The 18,330-nt window shown below is 69.7% G+C and carries 12 protein-coding genes and 1 tRNA gene; 9 read left to right on the top strand and 4 right to left on the bottom strand.

Going from position 1 to position 18,330, the window contains the following annotated elements:
* Positions 1-14: 14 nt before the first annotated feature.
* The 6 genes from HQ325_RS16435 (at position 15) to rdgB (ending at position 4,650) form a co-directional block, all read left to right on the top strand.
* Positions 15-599, top strand: coding sequence for a DUF2017 domain-containing protein (locus HQ325_RS16435; protein ID WP_056448931.1), 585 nt, complete (start codon positions 15-17; stop codon positions 597-599).
* Positions 599-1,657 (top strand): P1 family peptidase, encoded by a 1,059-nt coding sequence (locus HQ325_RS16440; protein WP_222631178.1) that lies wholly within the window; start codon positions 599-601, stop codon positions 1,655-1,657. Before HQ325_RS16435 ends, HQ325_RS16440 begins: the two co-directional genes overlap by 1 nt.
* A gap of 67 nt (positions 1,658-1,724) precedes the next feature.
* Complete coding sequence (locus tag HQ325_RS16445) at positions 1,725-2,369, top strand: rhomboid family intramembrane serine protease (RefSeq protein WP_222631179.1); 645 nt, start codon at positions 1,725-1,727, stop codon at positions 2,367-2,369.
* Between the two features lie 91 nt (positions 2,370-2,460).
* A complete protein-coding gene (locus HQ325_RS16450; RefSeq protein WP_222631182.1) occupies positions 2,461-3,219 on the top strand; it encodes a cyclic nucleotide-degrading phosphodiesterase in 759 nt (252 codons plus the stop codon).
* 74 nt (positions 3,220-3,293) lie between these two features.
* A complete protein-coding gene (rph, locus tag HQ325_RS16455; RefSeq protein ID WP_027505493.1) occupies positions 3,294-4,046 on the top strand; it encodes a ribonuclease PH in 753 nt (250 codons plus the stop codon).
* Entirely contained in the window at positions 4,039-4,650 is a 612-nt protein-coding gene (rdgB, locus tag HQ325_RS16460) for an RdgB/HAM1 family non-canonical purine NTP pyrophosphatase (protein WP_308014746.1), read from the top strand. Before rph ends, rdgB begins: the two co-directional genes overlap by 8 nt.
* Here rdgB and HQ325_RS16465 read toward each other — a convergent pair.
* From HQ325_RS16465 to HQ325_RS16475, 3 genes are all read right to left on the bottom strand, one after another.
* Entirely contained in the window at positions 4,640-4,954 is a 315-nt protein-coding gene (locus HQ325_RS16465; protein ID WP_374107253.1) for a DUF3817 domain-containing protein, read from the bottom strand. The genes rdgB and HQ325_RS16465 overlap by 11 nt on opposite strands.
* A gap of 59 nt (positions 4,955-5,013) precedes the next feature.
* A complete protein-coding gene (locus tag HQ325_RS16470; protein ID WP_222631186.1) occupies positions 5,014-5,427 on the bottom strand; it encodes a transcriptional regulator in 414 nt (137 codons plus the stop codon).
* A gap of 70 nt (positions 5,428-5,497) precedes the next feature.
* Positions 5,498-5,582, bottom strand: a tRNA-Leu gene (locus tag HQ325_RS16475).
* Positions 5,583-6,453: 871 nt separating this feature from the next.
* Here HQ325_RS16475 and HQ325_RS16485 point away from each other — a divergent pair.
* Positions 6,454-15,651 carry a polyketide synthase gene (locus HQ325_RS16485; RefSeq protein WP_308014744.1) on the top strand — a complete coding sequence of 3,066 codons (9,198 nt, stop codon included), beginning with the start codon at positions 6,454-6,456 and terminating at the stop codon, positions 15,649-15,651.
* Positions 15,648-16,040 carry a holo-ACP synthase gene (locus HQ325_RS16490; RefSeq protein WP_027505498.1) on the top strand — a complete coding sequence of 131 codons (393 nt, stop codon included), beginning with the start codon at positions 15,648-15,650 and terminating at the stop codon, positions 16,038-16,040. The genes HQ325_RS16485 and HQ325_RS16490 overlap by 4 nt, the downstream gene beginning before the upstream one ends.
* Positions 16,041-16,078: 38 nt before the next feature.
* Here HQ325_RS16490 and HQ325_RS16495 read toward each other — a convergent pair whose 3' ends face one another.
* Entirely contained in the window at positions 16,079-16,831 is a 753-nt protein-coding gene (locus HQ325_RS16495) for a TetR/AcrR family transcriptional regulator (RefSeq protein ID WP_374107234.1), read from the bottom strand.
* Positions 16,832-17,038: 207 nt separating this feature from the next.
* On the opposite strand from HQ325_RS16495, the gene HQ325_RS16500 reads away from it, so the two are divergent.
* Entirely contained in the window at positions 17,039-18,328 is a 1,290-nt protein-coding gene (locus HQ325_RS16500; RefSeq protein ID WP_222631189.1) for a hypothetical protein, read from the top strand.
* The last annotated feature ends 2 nt before the right edge of the window (positions 18,329-18,330 follow it).

The following is an 18,330-nucleotide window of genomic DNA, read 5'->3' on the forward strand; positions in this document are numbered from 1 at the left end:
GAAGGACCGTCGTCGTGCGCATGTGGACCCGGAAGAACGCGCTGGGCGGCGTCAAGTTCAAGTCGGAGATGGACGGCCGCGAGGTGGCCGTGTTGCGGTCGCTCGTCGAGTCGGTCGTGGGTCTGCTGGAGCGACGGGGCGCCGAGGCGCCGACCGACGACCTGGCCGAGCTCACCGGCATGCGATCCGGCAACACCTCCGCTCCCGAGGACCCCACGCTCGCGCGGTTGCTTCCCGACTTCCACCGGCCCGAGGGCGCCGACACGGCCGAGTCCGACGCGCTCGCCGAGCAGGCCGACCTCAACGGCGCCCTCCGCAGCCTGTACGAGCCGGACATCATCGACATCAAGCGCGCCGCCGGCGCGACCATCCTGTCGACGCTGCCGAACGGCGGCGGCAAGATCGTTCTCACCCGCGAGCAGGCCGACTCCTGGCTGACCGGTCTGAACGACGTCCGGCTGGCCCTCGGCACCACCCTCGGCATCGACGCGGACACTCCCGACCAACTCGAGGAGGACGATCCGCGAGCACCGCACCTGGACGTCTACCACTGGCTCACCTGGATGCAGGACTCGCTGGTCCAGGTACTCATGCCGTGATGCGCGACCTGCTGTCGGACGTCGCCGGACTGACCGTCGGACACCACCACGTGCTGGATCCCGAGGTCACGTTGTCCGGCGAGCACCACGACGGCACCGGGCGCGCGACCGGTTGCACCGTCGTCATGACGGACGCGCCGGTCACCGCGGCCGTCGACGTCCGCGGAGGCGGGCCGGGGACCCGCGAGACCGACCTGCTGGATCCGTCCCACACCGTGCAGCAGATCGACGCGGTGCTGCTGACAGGCGGATCCGCCTACGGTCTCGCGGCGGCGGACGGGGTCATGCGCCATCTCGAGGACCATCGGCGCGGCGTGCGGATGGGCCGAGACGACCGTGTCGTCCCGATCGTGCCGGGCGCCGTGATCTTCGATCTGCCGATGGGGGACTGGTCCGTGCGCCCGGACGCGGAGTTCGGGAGAGCAGCTGCGGCCGCCGCGTCCGCCGACTTCGCGCTCGGATGCGTCGGCGCGGGGACGGGCGCGCGCGCCGGTCTCCTGAAAGGCGGCGTCGGCAGCGCGTCGACACGGATCGAGACGGGCGCCGCGGCGGGGCTGGTGGTCAGCGCGTTGATGGTGGTCAATCCGGTCGGATCGGTCTTCGACCCCGACACGGGTGTCCTGTGGAGTGCGGCGTCCGTTCCGGAGGCGGGCCTGCGAACCCCGAGTGCGGACGACGTGCGGGCGGCCGCCGAGCTCGCGCCGAAGGACACGTCGCTTAACACGACCATCGGCGTCGTCGCCACGGATGCGCGGCTCACCGAGTCCGCGTGCCGGCGGGTGGCCGTCGCCGCACACGACGGGCTCGCACGCGCGATCCGACCGGCGCACTCGCCGCTCGACGGCGACACCATCTTCGCCATCGCGACGGGACGTGCGGCCGCCCGCCCCGCCGAGGTGGACATGCCGATGATGATGCCCGATCTGGCCGTGCTCGACGGGGTGTGCGCGGCGGTCGCTCCGGTGGTCGAGCGCGCCATCGCGCGGGCGATCCTCGCCGCGACGGCGGTGGCCGGGGTTCCCCCCTATCGGGACGTGTTCCCGAGTTCCGGCGCGTGAGCCCGACGCGCGCTCTCGAGTATCGTCGAAACCGGACACCACCTCTCGCCTCACGATCGGGGACGCCATGACCCTCGGAACATCCGGCGCGCAGCCGGCCACGCAGCCGCGACGCTCGCGCTGGGCGAGCGCCGCCATGGTGATCGGCGGCTTCGTCGCCGTTCTGTATGTCATCGAGGCGGTGGACGTGGCGTCCGGTCTCGCCCTCGATCGGCACGGCATCGGCCCCCGATCGGTCGACGGCCTCCAGGGCGTCGCGTTCGCCCCCCTGCTCCACCACGGGTGGGACCACCTGTTCGCCAACACCGTTCCGCTGCTGGTGTTGGGATTCGTGCTGATGCTCTCGGGCATCGGGCGCGGTCTGGCCGTCACCGCGGTGGTGTGGATCGGGGGAGGGCTGGGCACCTGGCTGACGGGCGAGACCGCCTCCCTGCACGTCGGCGCCTCGATCATCGTGTTCGGATGGTTGTCGTACCTCATCGTGCGCGGCGTCTTCGCGCGCGATCTCGGCCAGTTGCTCGTCGGGGTCCTGGTTCTGCTCGTCTACGGCAGCGCGTTGTGGGGGGTGCTCCCGACGCAGGAGGACGTGTCTTGGCAGGGCCACCTGTTCGGTGCGCTGGCGGGAGTGCTGGCGGCCTGGATGTTCGCCGGTGCGGCACGCCGGGAACGCGCCGCGCGCACGCTCCCGCCGTCGCCCACACTGCACCGGTGACAGGAGCCGTGCGGACCCTTCGGACATCTCACGACACGGTGTGTCGCCGAACTCTCTCGGACCTCTCACCGCGCGTGGCAGCATGACACCCATGCGTCTCACGGTTCTGGGTTGTTCGGGCAGTGTCTCGGGTCCGGACTCGCCGGCATCGGGATATCTCATCGAGGCGCCCGACACCGCTCCGCTCGTCATGGACTTCGGCCCCGGTGTTCTCGGTGCCCTGCAGAAGTACGTGAACCCCGCCGACGTGCACGTGCTGCTCTCGCACCTGCACGCCGATCACTGCCTCGACGTCCCCGGACTGCTGGTCTGGCGCCGGTACGGCCCCACTGCGGTGAGGGGTCGTGCCGTGGTCCTCGGGCCGTCGGACATGGCGTTCCGACTGGGCGTGGCGTCCGCGGAGAGCGGTGGCCGGATCGACGACATGTCGGACACCCTCGATCTGCGCTACCTCCGGGACGGTTCCGTGGTGACGTTCGGTGCGCTGACCATCGAGCCGCGACGGGTGTACCACCCGCCGGAGTCCTACGGCATGCGCATCACCACCGAGAGTGGCACCGTCCTCGCCTACACCGGCGACACCGGAATGTGCGACGCAGTGGTCGAACTGTCGACCGGGGCCGATGTGCTCCTGGCCGAGGCGTCGTGGACACACGCCGCGGATCGTCCTCAGGGCGTGCATCTCTCGGGCACCGAGGCCGGACGGTTGGCGGCGATGGCAGAGGTCTCGGAACTGCTGCTCACCCACATCCCGCCGTGGACGTCACGCGAGGACGTCGTCGCGGAGGCGAAGGCAGAGTTCGGTGGTCCGGTGCACGCCGTCTCACCCGGCTACGTCGTCGAGGTCTGACCGCTCGCAGGTCCCTTCGGGGGCGCGGCAGTCCGTCCCCGGGCTGTGTCGGTGACCCGACTAGGGTGGCAGGGGTGTCCACACGTGAAGACGGCAGAGCAGACGACGAACTCCGCACCATCACCATCACCCGCGGTTTCACCTCGCACCCGGCAGGATCGGTGCTGGTCGAATTCGGCAACACCCGGGTGATGTGCACGGCCAGCGTGGAGGAGGGGGTACCGCGGTGGCGCAAGGGATCCGGGCTCGGCTGGCTCACCGCCGAGTACGCCATGCTTCCCGGCGCGACGCACACCCGCAACAGCCGCGAATCGGTGAAGGGCAAGGTCAGCGGACGCACGTCCGAGATCAGCCGCCTCATCGGGCGCTCGCTGCGGGCCTGCATCGATCTCGCCGCTCTCGGTGAGAACACCATCGCCCTCGACTGCGACGTGCTGCAGGCCGACGGCGGGACGCGCACCGCGGCGATCACGGGGGCCTTCGTGGCACTGTCCGACGCCGTCACCTACCTCGCTGCTCACGGCAAGCTCGCCGATCCGCAGCCCATCTCCTGCGCCATCGCGGCCGTGTCGGTCGGCGTCGTGGACGGTCGCGTCCGGTTGGACCTGCCGTACGAGGAGGACTCGCGCGCCGAGGTGGACATGAACGTCGTGGCCACCGACACCGGAACACTCGTCGAGATCCAGGGCACCGGCGAGGGCGCGACCTTCCCGCGGTCCACCCTCGACGCCATGCTCGACAATGCCCTCGCCGGCTGCGAGCGCATCTTCGCGATCCAGAAGGAAGCACTCGCGGCCCCTTACCCCGGTGAGCTGCCCGGTGCCTGACGTCCGGCTCCTCGTCGCCAGCCGCAACGCGAAGAAGCTCGCCGAACTGCGGCGGGTGCTCGATGCCGCGCACGTCGGCGGCGTGGAACTGGTGGGGCTCGACGAGGTCGCCGAGTACCCGGAGACTCCCGAGACGGGGGCGACCTTCGAAGAGAACGCTCTGATCAAGGCTCGAGACGGTGCCGCCGCGACCGGAATGCCCTGTGTGGCAGACGATTCGGGGATCGCCATCGACGCACTGAACGGTATGCCCGGAGTGCTGTCGGCGCGATGGTCGGGGCAGCACGGCCAGGACGACGCGAACACCGCGCTGGTGCTGGCGCAACTGGCCGACGTGCCGGACGAGCGACGCGGTGCGGCCTTCGTCTCCGCCTGCGCGCTGGTGATGCCTGACGGACGTGAGCACGTGGTCCGCGGCGAGTGGCGGGGGAGTGTGTCGAGAACCCGTGCCGGAAGCGGTGGATTCGGTTACGACCCGATCTTCGTTCCGGACGGTGCCGGGCAGTCCGCTGCCGAGATGACGCCTGCGGAGAAGGACGCGTCGTCCCATCGCGGTGTCGCGCTGCGCCGGTTGCTCCCGGAGATCACCGCGCTCACGCAGTAGGTCGGACGGCGAAGTCCCGCTTCACCTGCTGGGTGCGGCGGTGCTCGATGACGAAAGACAGGAACGGCACGGTGCCGGCGAGGAGCGTGCCGATGGTGCGGCCGACGGGCCAGCGCACCTTCACGGCGAGATCGAGCGTGACGATCAGGTACGCGAAGTAGACCCAGCCGTGCACGATCGCGATCCACCCGGGCAGGTTCTCGACGCCGAAGATGTACTTGGCCACCATCTCCGCGGTCAGCACCAGCAGCCAGACGCCGGTGGCGTAGGCGAGAACGCGATAGCGCAGAAGTGCGGGCTCGATCCGCCGGTCGGTCGGCCGACCCCCGGTGGTTCGAGCGGCGGGACGAGGTTCTGCGGTGCTCACGAAGTGCTCCTGTCGTTCTCGCGGCCGGCGTCCAACTCCGCGAGATAGCTGTTGTACTCCCGCAGTTGACGAGTCTCCTCGTCGTCGGCAGTGTCGTCGGACACGCGGGTCGCCCGAGCGGGCGGGCGCTGCGGGAGGAGATCGGTGGGGATCTCGGTGATCACCGTGGACTCCACCGGTTCGTCCACGGTGTCCTCGAGTTGGACGAACCGTCGGTAGGCGAACACGACGAAGGCGGCGAAGAGGGGCCACTGGAAGGCGTAGCCGAGATTCTGACCCGTGCCGGACGACGATTCGAATCGTTCCCACTGCCAGTACCCGAGCGCCAGGCATCCGCAGGCAGCGACGACGACCAGCACGATGAGTGCTGGTCGGCGTGTCCTGGAGGTGGTGTCCCGGCTCTGATCCACACCACGACGGTACCGGACCGCGCACGGTCAACGACACCGCGTCGTAGGGGTCGTGGTGGGACTCACCTGCTGGTGCGCGAGGGGGGACTTGAACCCCCACGTCCGTCGGACACCACATCCTAAGTGTGGCGCGTCTGCCATTCCGCCACTCGCGCGTGCAGGTGAGTCTAGACGACCTCGGTGCGGGCCACAGTCGAGAAGTCGTCGCCGTAGACGGGCGTGCGTGAGGCCCACGTCGAGGTCTGGCTGTGGCAGTTGGGGCACAGGAACCGCAAATTGACGAGTCGACAATCGAGGTTGTTTCCATCGATGTGGTCGACGTGGAGTCGCAGGGGCGCGCCGTTCCACGTTCCGCCGAGCCCACAGCCCGCACACGACTCGGGCACCCCCGACTCTCTCAACGCCCGACGTAGGTGATGAGGCTTCGCCCGCGCGGCGCCCCTCGGGCGGATGACGAGAATGTCGGCCGCAGAGTGGCGGTTCGCCGCCGACCGCCCACGACGGTGGGCTTGTCCGGTGAAGTGCGCGGTGTCGATACCGAGTCTCCTGATACGTCGGGAGATGTGAGCGTGGGAACCGCCCGCCGGTGTGATGCCGAGGTGCCGAAGCACCCCGGCGACGCTGACTGAGCGCGCGACCGCGTCGCGCAACCGAGTCCGACAGGAACCGCCCGTCCGCTCGTATAACGAATTGGTAACGATGAACACGAGGAATCCCTCAGGTTCCGCGCCCGCAGAAATCGCCCTGGTCTGCGGCGATCGACCCTACTTTCGGGTCAGTTCAGCCGCCGGCTCTGGCCACGGTCACGACGTACCCGCGGGTAGCACTAGGACGTCAAACAGAACGTGAGGAATTCCTCATGATTCCGTGTCATCCTTGAGCCCACGAGATGCGAGTGGTCCGTCGATGACGACTGCCCACCGTCTCGGGCTCCCGGAGTCTCGTCCGCCGGTGGCCCAGCCCCGTCGAACAGCCCAGCCCCAGCCCCAGCACCTCGCGATCCGAGGTAGGAGAGGACACGCACGCGTGACCATCAACGAGAGCACTCCCCCCAACCGCCAGCGCTCCACCGATCGGGCGGAGTCGCTCGCGGAGCGGTTCGTCGCGGGTGAGCCGTACGCGTTCGCCTTCGGTGGCCAGGGTGCGCCCTGGTTGCCCACCCTCGACGAGCTGACCCGGGACTGTGCACTCGAGCCGCAGATCACCGATCTCGTCAACACCGCGTCCGACATCCTCGCACCCGTGGCGCAGGAGCTCCTGGTCGTGCGGCCCCTCGGCTTCGATCCCATCGCCTGGATGCTGGAGCAGGAGCTCGCCGACGATCCGTCGGCCGGTCCGTCCACCGCAGCCCTCGCCTCCGCGGCCGTCTCCGTCCCCGGCGTCCTCCTCACCCAGATCGCCGCACTGCGCGCGCTGTCGGTGCAGGGACTGGACTGGACCGCCACTCCGCCCTCCGCCGTCATCGGGCACTCGCAGGGTGTCCTCGCCGAGGCGGCAGTCGCCGATCTCGGACGCAGTGACGCCGAACTGCTGGCCGTCGCGCAGCTCATCGGTGCCGCAGCCGGACTCGTCGGCCGCCGCCGTGCCCTCATCGGCTCGGGTGAGCGCGCTCCGATGATCGCCGTCTCCGCCGTCGACCCCGTCCGTCTGCAGGCCGTCGTCGACGAGGTCGCGGGCGACGACGCCACGACGTCCGCCGTCGTCGCGATCCGCAACGGTCGCCGCCGCGTCGTCCTCAGCGGTCCGTACACCAAGCTCGTTCGCGTGCAGCAGCGCTGCGAGGAGATCTCAGCCACCGAGACCCGCGAGCGTGACGCCAAGAAGCGCGGCGGCGCGATCTTCGCTCCCGTCTTCGAACCCCTCGACATCGAGGTCGGCTTCCACCACCCGCAGATGGGCGAGGCCGTCGACGTCGTCGGCCAGTGGGCGGAGCGGTGTGGCGTCGACGTTCCCCGTGCCCGCGCACTCGCGCAGGCCATCCTGGTCGATCCGGTCGACTGGGTCGCCGCGACCGAGTCCGTGGTCACCGCGGGCGCGTCGTGGATCCTCGACCTCGGTCCCGGTGACGCCCTCACCCGCCTGACCGCCTCGAACATCAGTGGCCACGGCGTCGGCGTCGTCGCCGCGTCGACCCGCACCGGGCACCGCAACCTCCTCACTCCCGGCGCCGCACCCGAGGTGGACCGCCCGTGGAGCGACTTCGCCCCGTCCGTGGTCACCCTCCCGAACGGGTACACCGCCGTCGAGACGTCCTTCACCAAGCTGACGGGCCGGTCGCCGATCCTGCTCGCGGGCATGACCCCGACCACCGTCGACCCGAAGATCGTCGCCGCCGCGACCAACGCCGGCCACTGGGCCGAGCTCGCCGGTGGCGGACAGGTCACCGAGGAGATCTTCGCCGGCCACGTCGCCGAGCTGCAGGAGCTCCTCGAGCCGGGCCGGTCCGTGCAGTTCAACTCGCTCTTCCTCGACCCCTACCTGTGGAAGCTGCAGCTCGGCGGCAAGCGCCTCGTGCAGAAGGCCCGCACGGCGGGTGCACCGTTCGACGGCGTCGTCGTCACTGCCGGCATCCCCGAGCTCGACGAGGCCGTCGCGCTCATCGAGGAGCTGACCGAGGTCGGCATCAGCCACGTCTGCTTCAAGCCGGGCACGGTGGCGCAGATCCGCGCGGTGATCCGCATCGCCAACGAGGTTCCGGACTACCCGGTCATCGTCCACATCGAGGGCGGCCGCGCCGGTGGCCACCATTCGTGGGAGGACCTCGACGACCTGCTGGTCGCCACCTACGCGGAGCTGCGGTCGCACGACAACATCGTCATCTGCGTCGGCGGCGGTATCGGAACTCCCGAGCGCGCAGCGGACTACCTCACCGGACGTTGGTCGAAGGCCGCCGGATTCCCGGCCATGCCGCTCGACGGCATCCTGGTCGGCACCGCCGCGATGGCCACTCTCGAGGCGACCACGTCACCCGAGGTCAAGCAGCTCCTCGTCGACACCCCCGGAACTCCCGACTGGGTCGGTGCCGGCACCGCTATCGGCGGCATGGCCTCGGGCCGCAGCCAGCTCGGCGCGGACATCCACGAGATCGACAATGCCGCGTCGCGGACCGGTCGTCTGCTCGACGAGGTCGCCGGCGACGACGAGGCCGTCGCGGCACGTCGCCAGGAGATCATCGCTGCGCTCGACGCCACCGCCAAGCCGTACTTCGGTGACGTCGCGTCCATGACCTACCTGCAGTGGCTCGAGCGGTACGTCGAGCTGGCTGTCGGGCACGACATCGACACCGACACTCCGTGGCTCGACGTCACGTGGCGCGTGCGCTTCCGCGACATGCTCCAGCGTGCCGAGGCTCGCCTTCACCCCGTCGACCGTGGACCCGTTCCCACCCTCTTCGCCGAGGACGACATCCTCGACCGCCCCGCCGACGCTCTCCGCGCACTCGTCGCGGCCTACCCCGACGCCTCGACGGTCGAGCTGCACCCGGCCGACGTGCCGTTCTTCATCTCGCTGTGCCGCATCCCCGGCAAGCCGGTCAACTTCGTTCCCGTCGTGGACAAGGACGTCCGCCGTTGGTGGCGCAGTGACTCGCTGTGGCAGGCCCACGACGCGCGGTACTCGGCCGACCAGGTCTGCGTCATCCCGGGCACCGTGGCCGTCGCCGGCATCGACCGGCTGAACGAGCCGGTCGGCGACCTGCTGAACCGCTTCGAGAAGGCCACCGCGGATCGGCTGCTCGGCTCCGGCGCGGATTCCGTCGCCGTCGCCACGCGCCGCCATCCCGACATCGCGGGTGGTCTGGTGGGCATGGTCCTCGCCGCTCCGGACATCACCTGGGCATCGCGCCTCGCGCCCAACCCCGTTCGTCGCCTCGGTGCATTGTCCGAGTGGGACGTCGTGTCCGACGAGGCCGCCACCCATGCTCGTACCGGCGCCACGCTGACCGTCGCCGGCTCGGACCAGGTGCTCCTCTCGGTCCCTCTCTCGCCCGGCAAGAGCGTCGACATCCGCATCACCGTCCCCGCCTCGGCGGTAGACGGCGGAGCGCCGCTCGTCACCGACGAGGACGCGGAGTCGTCGATGTCCGCGCTCCTCGGAGTCGCTGCAGGACAGGATCTTCCGACTGTCAAGGGTGGGTCCGCTCGCCTCAACATCGCGTGGTCGCCCGACCTCGTCGCCGACCATGCGGGCGTCACCGGCTCCGGCCTCCCCGCTGACTACGGCGTGGGCCACTCGGCCGTGCCCGACGTCCTCGTCGGAGCGTGCTGGCCGGCCGTGTTCGCTGTGCTCGGCTCCGCGCGCACCGCCGACGCCGGCTCCGTCATCGAGGGCATGCTCGACCTGGTCCACCTCGACCACCGCATCGATCTCGTGGGCACGCTGCCCGATCACCACAGCATCCTCGTGGTGAAGGCACAGTCGGGTGAGGTCGTCGACACCGATCTCGGCCGCGTCGTCGAGGTCTCCGTCGAGATCGGCGCCATGCTGGGCGAGGGCCTCGACGCCCCCGTCGTCGCCACCCTCGTCGAGCGGTTCGCCATCCGTGGCCGCACGGGCACCGGCACGCTGTCGGATCCGCCGCGCGCCGGCGGGTCGGTCACCGACGCGCTGGTCGAGACCCCGCGCCGTCGTCGCCGCGACACCACCATCACGGCTCCGCGTCACATGGGTGCGTTCGCCCAGGTCTCCGGCGACCACAACCCGATCCACACCTCGGATGCCGCAGCGCGTCTCGCCGGTCTCGGCGACCCCATCGTGCACGGCATGTGGCTCTCGGCCGCCGCGCAGCAGGTGGTCACCGCCGTCGATCCGGCCGCGACCACCCCGCCGCGTCGCCTCACGGCGTGGACCACGCGCTTCCTCGGCATGGTGCGCCCCGGCGCCTCGATCGACGTCCGCGTCGACCGTGTCGGCTACGAGGCCGGTTCCGAGGTCGTCGAGGTCTCCTGCAAGGTCGACGGCGACATGGTCATGATGGCCACCGGCCGCATCGCCGCGCCGAAGACCGTCTACGCCTTCCCGGGTCAGGGCATCCAGCAGCCCGGCATGGGTCTCGACGCGCGGGCTCGGTCGAAGGCCGCTCGCGAGATCTGGGAGCGTGCGGACAAGCACACCCGCGCCGCGCTCGGCTTCTCCATCCTCGCTGTCGTGCGGGACAACCCGACCGAGCTGCGGGCCAGGGGAGTGACCCACCGTCATCCCGACGGCGTCCTGCACCTCACCCAGTTCACCCAGGTCGCGATGGCCGTGCTCGGTGTCGCCCAGGTGGCCGAGCTCCGCGAGTCCGGTGCCTTCGTCGAGGACTCGTTCCTCGCCGGCCACTCCGTCGGTGAGTACAACGCTCTCGCCGCCGTCGCCGGGGTCCTGCCGCTCGAGGCCGTCCTCGAAGTGGTCTTCCAGCGCGGCTCCGCCATGCACCAGCTGGTCCCGCGTGATGAGAAGGGCCGCAGCCAGTACCGCATGGCCGCCATCCGTCCGTCCCAGGTCGGCCTCGCCGACGACGACGTCATCGGATTCGTCGAGTCCATCGGTGAGCGCACCGGCGAGTTCCTGCAGGTGGTCAACCTCAACCTGCGTGGCTCCCAGTACGCCATCGCCGGCACCGTCGCGGGCCTCGAGGAGCTCGAGCGCGAGATCGACCGTCGCCGTGCGGAATTCGGTGGCAAGCGTGCCTTCATCCTGGTTCCCGGCATCGATGTCCCGTTCCACTCCACGGTCCTTCGCGGCGGCGTGGACGACTTCCGGGCTCGACTCCTCGAGCTGCTCCCGGAGACGATCGACCCGTCGATCCTCGTCGGTCGCTACATTCCGAACCTGGTTCCGCGCCTGTTCACGCTCGATCGTGACTTCGTCCAGGAGATCGCCGATCTGGTGCCGTCCGCGCCGCTGGCCGACGTCCTCGGCGAGTGGGACGACTGGGCGGCCCGCCCGTCCGATCTGTGCCGCGTGATCCTGACCGAATTGCTGGCCTGGCAGTTCGCCAGCCCGGTCCGGTGGATCGAGACACAGGACCTGCTGTTCGCGGACGAGTCCGACGGCGGACTGGGCATGGAGCGTTTCGTCGAGGTGGGCCTGGGATCCGTTCCGACGGTGGCCAACCTCGCGTCGAACACGCTCAAGCTCCCCGGTCGTATCGGCCACCCCGTCGAGGTGCTCAACATCGAGCGCGACGCGGCCGTCGTCTTCTCCACGGACACCGATCCGGAGATGGTGGACGAGCCCGAGTCCGACATGCCTGCTGCGGATCCGGCTGCCCCCGCGGCCGTCGCCGCGCCGGTCGCCGCTCCCGCGGCGCCGGCCGGTGGGCCTCGTCCCGACGACATCGCGTTCACGGCGTCGGACGCCACGACCGTGCTGATCGCCCTGTGGACCAAGCTCCGCATCGATCAGATCGGCCCCGCCGACACCATCGAGGCACTGTGCGACGGCGTCTCGTCCCGGCGTAACCAGCTGCTCGTCGACCTCGGTTCCGAGCTGTCGCTCGGCGCGATCGACGGCGCGGCCGACGCCGACATGGGTGCCCTCGCCGGCACAGTCAACAAGCTTGCGCGCACCTACCGTCCGTTCGGGCCGGTGCTCAGCGACTCGGTGAACGATCACCTGCGCAAGGTGTTCGGACCGTCGGGACGTCGCCCCGGCTCCATCGCGGAGCGCGTCGCCAAGGTCTGGCAGCTCGGTGACGGATGGGCCCACCACGTCACCGCCGAGGTCGCTCTCGGTACGAGGGACGGCGCGTCGATCCGCGGCGGCGACCTCGGTGGTCTCGCGGACGGTGCCGTCGCCGACGGTGCCGCGGTCGACGCGGTCATCGACGCCGCCGTGACGGCGGTCGGTCAGCGACGCGGCATCCAGGTGTCCATGCCTTCCAGTGGGGGCAGCGGCGGCGGTGGCACCGTCGACGCGGCCGCACTCGGCGAGTTCACCGAGAACATCACCGGGCGCAGCGGAGTGCTGGCCTCGGCGGCTCGACTGGTTCTCGAGCAGCTCGGATTCGCCGAGAACCTCACCCTGCCCGAGGCGGACGCGAGCGAGGCCGAGCTGGTCGACCTGGTGTCCACCGAGCTCGGCACCGACTGGCCGCGTCTGGTCGCTCCGTCGTTCGACGCCCGCAAGGCGGTGCTGATCGACGACCGTTGGGCCAGTGCGCGTGAGGATCTCGCCCGGCTGTGGCTGGGGAACGAGAAGGCACAGGCACTCGCTGTCGACACCTTCGCCGGAACCGGCACGGCTGTCGCGTCCCAGGCGAGCTGGTGGCAGCGCAAGGCCGACGCCCAGGGTCGCGGTGACCTGGCGGCCACCTACGGCGCGATCGCGTCGGCTGCTGCGCAGTCGACCGAGGCATCGACTCGCTGGACCGGACAGGTCGCGGTCGTCACCGGCGCGAGCAAGAACTCGATCGCCGCTGCGGTGACCGGAGAACTGCTCGCCGGTGGTGCGACCGTCTTCCTCACCACCTCGCGTCTCGACGAGAGCCGAGTCGGGTTCTACCGGGAGCTCTACCGCACGAATGCCACTGCGGGAGCAGCCCTCTGGGTGGTCCCGGCGAACATGGCCTCGTACGCCGACGTCGATGCGCTGATCGAGTGGATCGGCAGCGACCAGATCGATTCGGCCGGTGGCGCGAAGAAGCTGGTCAAGCCCGCCGTCACCCCGACGATGCTGTTTCCCTTCGCGGCACCGCGGGTCGCCGGCGAGCTGTCCGACGCCGGTGCCCGCGCCGAGATGGAGATGCGCGTCCTGCTCTGGTCGGTCGAGCGTCTCATCGGTGGTCTGTCGAAGATCGGTCACGACCGTGACGTCGACACCCGCCTGCACGTGACCCTCCCCGGTTCACCGAACCGTGGACTGTTCGGTGGCGACGGCGCCTACGGCGAGTCCAAGGCAGCGCTCGACGCCGTGGTGAACCGCTGGAAGGCGGAGCGCACCTGGGCCGAGCGAGTCACGTTGGTGCACGCCCGTATCGGATGGGTCCGCGGTACCGGCCTCATGGGTCACAACGACCCGGTGGCCAAGGCTGCCGAGGCAGCCGGTGTGCGCACCTGGTCCACGGCGGAGATGGCAGAGCAGCTGCTCGCCACCTGCGACGAGGAGTCCCGGACCGCCGCCGCGCAGGCACCGCTCGAGGTCGATCTCACCGGCGGTCTCGCCGAGGCGGGCCTCGATCTGGCCGCACTCGCCAAGCAGGCGGCCGACGAGGCAGTCGCGGACGAGGCAGTCGCCGAAGCACTGGCCACCGTCGAGGCGCTTCCCGCGCCGCCGCGGCTCGACGAGCAGCCCGCCGCACCCGAGTGGACGGCACTGGACATCGAGCCGTCCGAGATGGTCGTCATCGTCGGCACGGGTGAGCTCGGGCCGTACGGCAGTGCACGCACCCGCTTCGAGATGGAGGTCGACGAGAAGCTCTCGGCGGCAGGCGTTCTCGAACTCGCGTGGAACACCGGACTGGTGGTCTGGGAGAACGATCCCAAGCCGGGGTGGTACGACGCCGAGTCCGGCGATCTGGTGCCCGAGGCGGAGATCGCCGACCGGTACCACGACACGGTCGTCGAGCGCTGCGGTATCCGGCAGTACGAGGACGACGGCGCGATGGTGAACAACACCGCGCCGCTGCTCACCTCGGTGTTCCTGGACAACGACCTGACGTTCGTCGTCGGTAGCGAGGCGGAGGCACGCGCCTTCGTCGGTGCCGATCCCGAGCGGACGGTCGTGAACCAGAACGCGGAGGGTGACTGGCAGGTCACACGTAAGGCGGGCACCGAAATCCGCGTGCCGCGTCAGATGAAGCTGACCCGCACGGTCGGTGGCCAGATTCCGACGGGATTCGACGCCACCAAGTGGGGCATCTCGCCGGACATGGCGAGCTCCATCGACCGGGTCGCGCTGTGGAACATCGTCTGCACGGTCGACGCGTTCATCACCAGCGGCTTCACCCCGTCGGAGCTCATGCGCTGGACGCACCCCTCGCTGGTCGCCAACACGCAGGGCACCGGCATGGGCGGTATGGAGTCGATGCGATCGCTGTACATCGACACCCTGCTGGGCGACGCTCGCGCGAACGACATCCTGCAGGAAGCTCTGCCGAACGTCGTTGCAGCGCATGTGGTGCAGTCGTACGTCGGGTCCTACGGCGCGATGATCCACCCGGTCGCGGCCTGCGCCACGGCGGCGGTCTCGGTCGAGGAGGGCGTGGACAAGATCCGGCTCGGCAAGGCGACGTTCGTCGTGGCCGGCGGGTTCGACGACCTCAGCACCGAGGGCATCATCGGCTTCGGCGACATGTCGGCGACGGCGGAGGCCTCGGCGATGCACGCGAAGGGCATCTCGGATCGCCGGTTCTCCCGGGCCAACGACCGTCGACGCGGCGGCTTCGTCGAGTCGCACGGCGGCGGAACGGTTCTGCTGGCTCGCGGTGACCTCGCTCTGGAGATGGGACTGCCGGTTCTCGGTGTCGTCGGATGGGCGCAGTCCTTCGGTGACGGCGTGCACACGTCGATCCCGGCTCCCGGTCTCGGCGCTCTCGGTGCTGCGCGCGGTGGTCAGGACTCGGCGATGGCGTTGTCGCTCAGCGCACTCGGCGTCTCCGCGGACGACATCGCGATCGTCTCCAAGCACGACACGTCGACCAACGCGAACGATCCGAACGAGGCGGAGATGCACACGCGTCTCGCCCGGGCGCTGGGCCGCACGGAGGGCAACCCCCTCTTCGTGGTCTCGCAGAAGTCGCTGACCGGACACAGCAAGGGCGGCGCTGCCGCCTTCCAACTGATCGGTCTCTGCCAGGTGCTGGCCGAGGGCGTCGTGCCGCCGAACCGCAGTCTCGACTGTGTCGACGACACGATGACCGAGTTCGAGAACCTGGTCTGGGTGCGCGAGCCGCTGCGCTTCGGCGAGAGGTTGCCTTTCAAGGCCGGTCTGCTGACCAGCCTCGGCTTCGGCCACGTGTCCGGCCTCATCGCCGTGGTGCACCCGCAGGCGTTCCTCGAGGCGGTTCCGGCCGCGCAGCGCGAGGAGTACACGGCGAAGGCGCAGGCACGTGTGGTGGCAGGCAAGCGGCGCCTGATGGAGGCGATGTGCGGCGGATCCTCGCTGTACGAGCGTCCGGAGGATCGACGATTGGGCCACGACGGTACGTCGAGCGATGCGAAGCACGAGCTCGAGATCGATCTGCTGCTGAGCGAAGATTCTCGCCTCGGCGCGGACGACGTCTACCGTACGGTGGCCGAGTGAGCATCCTGGGAGTCGGTCTGGATCTGGTGTCGGTCTCGGAGTTCGCCGAGCAGATGGAGAAAGTCGGGACCACCATGGTCCGCGACAGCTTCACTGCCGGCGAGCGCCGCCACGCCGCCACGCGCAGTGCGGATCCCGCGCGGCACTACGCCGCGCGGTGGGCCGCGAAGGAAGCGGTGCTGAAGGCATGGGCCGCATCACGTTTCGCTCGTGCGCCTCAGATCGGCGACAACCCGTACCCGCTTATCGAGGTCGTCAACGACGCGTGGGGACGCCCGTCGATCAAGCTTCACGGCATGGCCGCGGAGTTCCTGCCGACGGTGAAGATCCACCTGTCGTTGACCCACGACGGCGACATGGCAGGAGCCGTGGCGATCCTCGAGGAGTGATCGTCGACGAATGACGGAACGAAGGAGAGCCGACGCGATCAGCGTCGGCTCTCCTTTTCTGCCACCAGCAGGTAGGCGCCCATCAGACGCTTGAGCTCGGCGACGGCGTCGGCATGGCTCTGGCCGTCCTGCACCGAGAAGTTGAGCATCGAGTAGACGACGTGCACGAGCACCTCGGCCATGAGGTTGCGGCGGGCACGCGGGGTGCGGGGCGTGAGCGGTGCGAGCACCCGCTCCACCTGGGCCGCGAACGCCTTCTCGTGGATCATGCCGGTGGCTCGTGTGGCCGGGGTGGACTGCATCGCCAGCCACACCTCGCGTCGGGACGGATCCGACGTCCACAGGCTGGAGAGATGGTCCAGGAAGTCGTCGAGGAAGCGTAGCCAGTCGAGCGACGGAACCTCGCCGTCGAAGTCGGCGAACTCCTGGCGAACACCCGCGAGATCCTGGCGACCCAGTTCGCACACGATGACGTACTTGTTGGCGAAGAACTGGTACAGCGTGCCGATGGGCAGACCTGCGCGGGCCGCGACCTCCTCGCACGTGAACGACTCGAACCCCACGTCGGTCAACAGTTCGCGCGACGCCGTCAGCAGTGCGTCGAACTTCCGTTTGCTGCGTTCCTGGGTGGGTCGCCGGCGGGGGAGCAGTTCGACGGGCTCGTTCTCGTCGGAGTTCTCGCTGGTGTCGGCCCCGTCGCGGACGTCGGTCTCGTCGTGAACGCCGTGATCCGACGCCGTCTCCTCGGTGATCGGGGTGCTGCGCCCCGGTGCTCCGTCGGTCGACTCCACAGAGTCAACAGTATCGGGCCGTCCGCTGCTCACGAACACGGCGCCACCGTTCCGCTCCATTCAATATGAACTTACGGTATGTTTAGAGACTGTTACAAGACGCATCGTTCACTGACGGAGTACGTAGTCGATCGTTCAGGCCGGTCTCGGGGGAGTCACGACGGCTGTGTCGACTTCCGGTTCGTCTTCGAGAAGAGGAGGCACATCATGAACGACACCCCCCGCAACAGCAGCGCATCCGAGACCCGTGGTGACACCACCGTGGTCTCCGCCGTACTGCTGTACCACCTGGACGGGTCCACGGTGACGGCGTCTCTGCTGTCTCCCATCGACGGTTCGGACCTCGGCGTCGCCGAGTCGATCGACCTCGAGAACTTCTCGCCCGAGCAGATCGGGCTGACGGTACCGATGCTGTGGGACCTGGTCGACGTCGCCGACGCGTGCGTCATGTCCGTCGTGACCTCCGGCGCTGCCGCTGACATCGACGTCGCGCCGCCCATCCTCGAACTCGCGTTCGGCGTGCCTGTCTTCGATTCTCCCACCCCGATGGCTGCGGACACGGCTCCCGCCGCTGCGGCCCCCGTCGACGATGCCACTCCTGCCGTTGACGATGTCGCACCGTGGCAGCGGACCACGCCCTCTGCAGTCGCCGCCGCTGCTGCAGCGGCCCGCCCACCTCTGCGCGCCACGCGACCCGTCCCGGCCGCGCCGGCCCGCCGGTCTGCTGTCGGTGCGGGTGAGAACAGCGTGTCTGCGTCGCCGATCTCGACAGGTACCGGTGTGGCCGCTTCTGCTGCCGCGGCTGCTCGTCCCCGGATCGTGTCCACCGACGAGGCTGTTCCTCCTGTGAGGTCGTCCGACAGTGACACCGAGGTGTTCCCCGCCGTCGTGGCGCCGGCTGTCTCCGCCCCTGTTGTCGTCGACTCGTTCGACGATGCTCGAACCGAGGCCATCCCCGTGGTGACTGCGGCGTCCGTGGCTCCCACCGGCCGTCGCTCGCGGCGCTTCGTCGGGATCGCCGGCGCTGCTGCCGCTGCGGCGCTGGTCGCGGCGGCCATCGGTACCGCCGCCGTGACGTCGGGTGGATCGGACAGCGTGCCCCAGAACACCGCTGCGGAGCAGCAGGCCGCGAACGGCGGCTCCGCGTCGCCGGTGGGAGATGCTCCCGCGGCCGTCGCACCGGCCGCGCCCGCTGCGCCGGCGGCCGCTCTGCCGGCGGCACCGGTTCCGACCGACGATGCTGCGTCCGACGACGCTGCGTCCGACTGGACTGCGCCGTCTGCAGCGCCCTGGTCTCCGTCCGCCGCTGCACCGGCGCCGTGGACCACGACGCCGCAGCAGCAGCTGTCCTCACCCAGTGCGGTTCCCGCTCCGCAGTTCACCGTCCCGGTACCCGAGCAGGATCCGAACAAGTCCCCGCAGCAGCTGCAGGACGAGGCGTGGGCGAAGCACTGGCAGCAGACCGGGCAGTGGCTGAACCAGGAGTTCCCGCAGTAGGT

It is taken from the genome of Rhodococcus sp. BP-349 (assembly GCF_019835845.1).
Taxonomy (GTDB): domain Bacteria; phylum Actinomycetota; class Actinomycetes; order Mycobacteriales; family Mycobacteriaceae; genus Rhodococcoides.

Coding starts and splice junctions, on each gene's coding strand:
- HQ325_RS16440 (WP_222631178.1), top strand. CDS start 599: ATGCGCGACCTGCTGTCGGACGTCGCCGGACTGACCGTCGGACACCAC.
- HQ325_RS16445 (WP_222631179.1), top strand. CDS start 1,725: ATGACCCTCGGAACATCCGGCGCGCAGCCGGCCACGCAGCCGCGACGC.
- HQ325_RS16450 (WP_222631182.1), top strand. CDS start 2,461: ATGCGTCTCACGGTTCTGGGTTGTTCGGGCAGTGTCTCGGGTCCGGAC.
- HQ325_RS16500 (WP_222631189.1), top strand. CDS start 17,039: ATGAACGACACCCCCCGCAACAGCAGCGCATCCGAGACCCGTGGTGAC.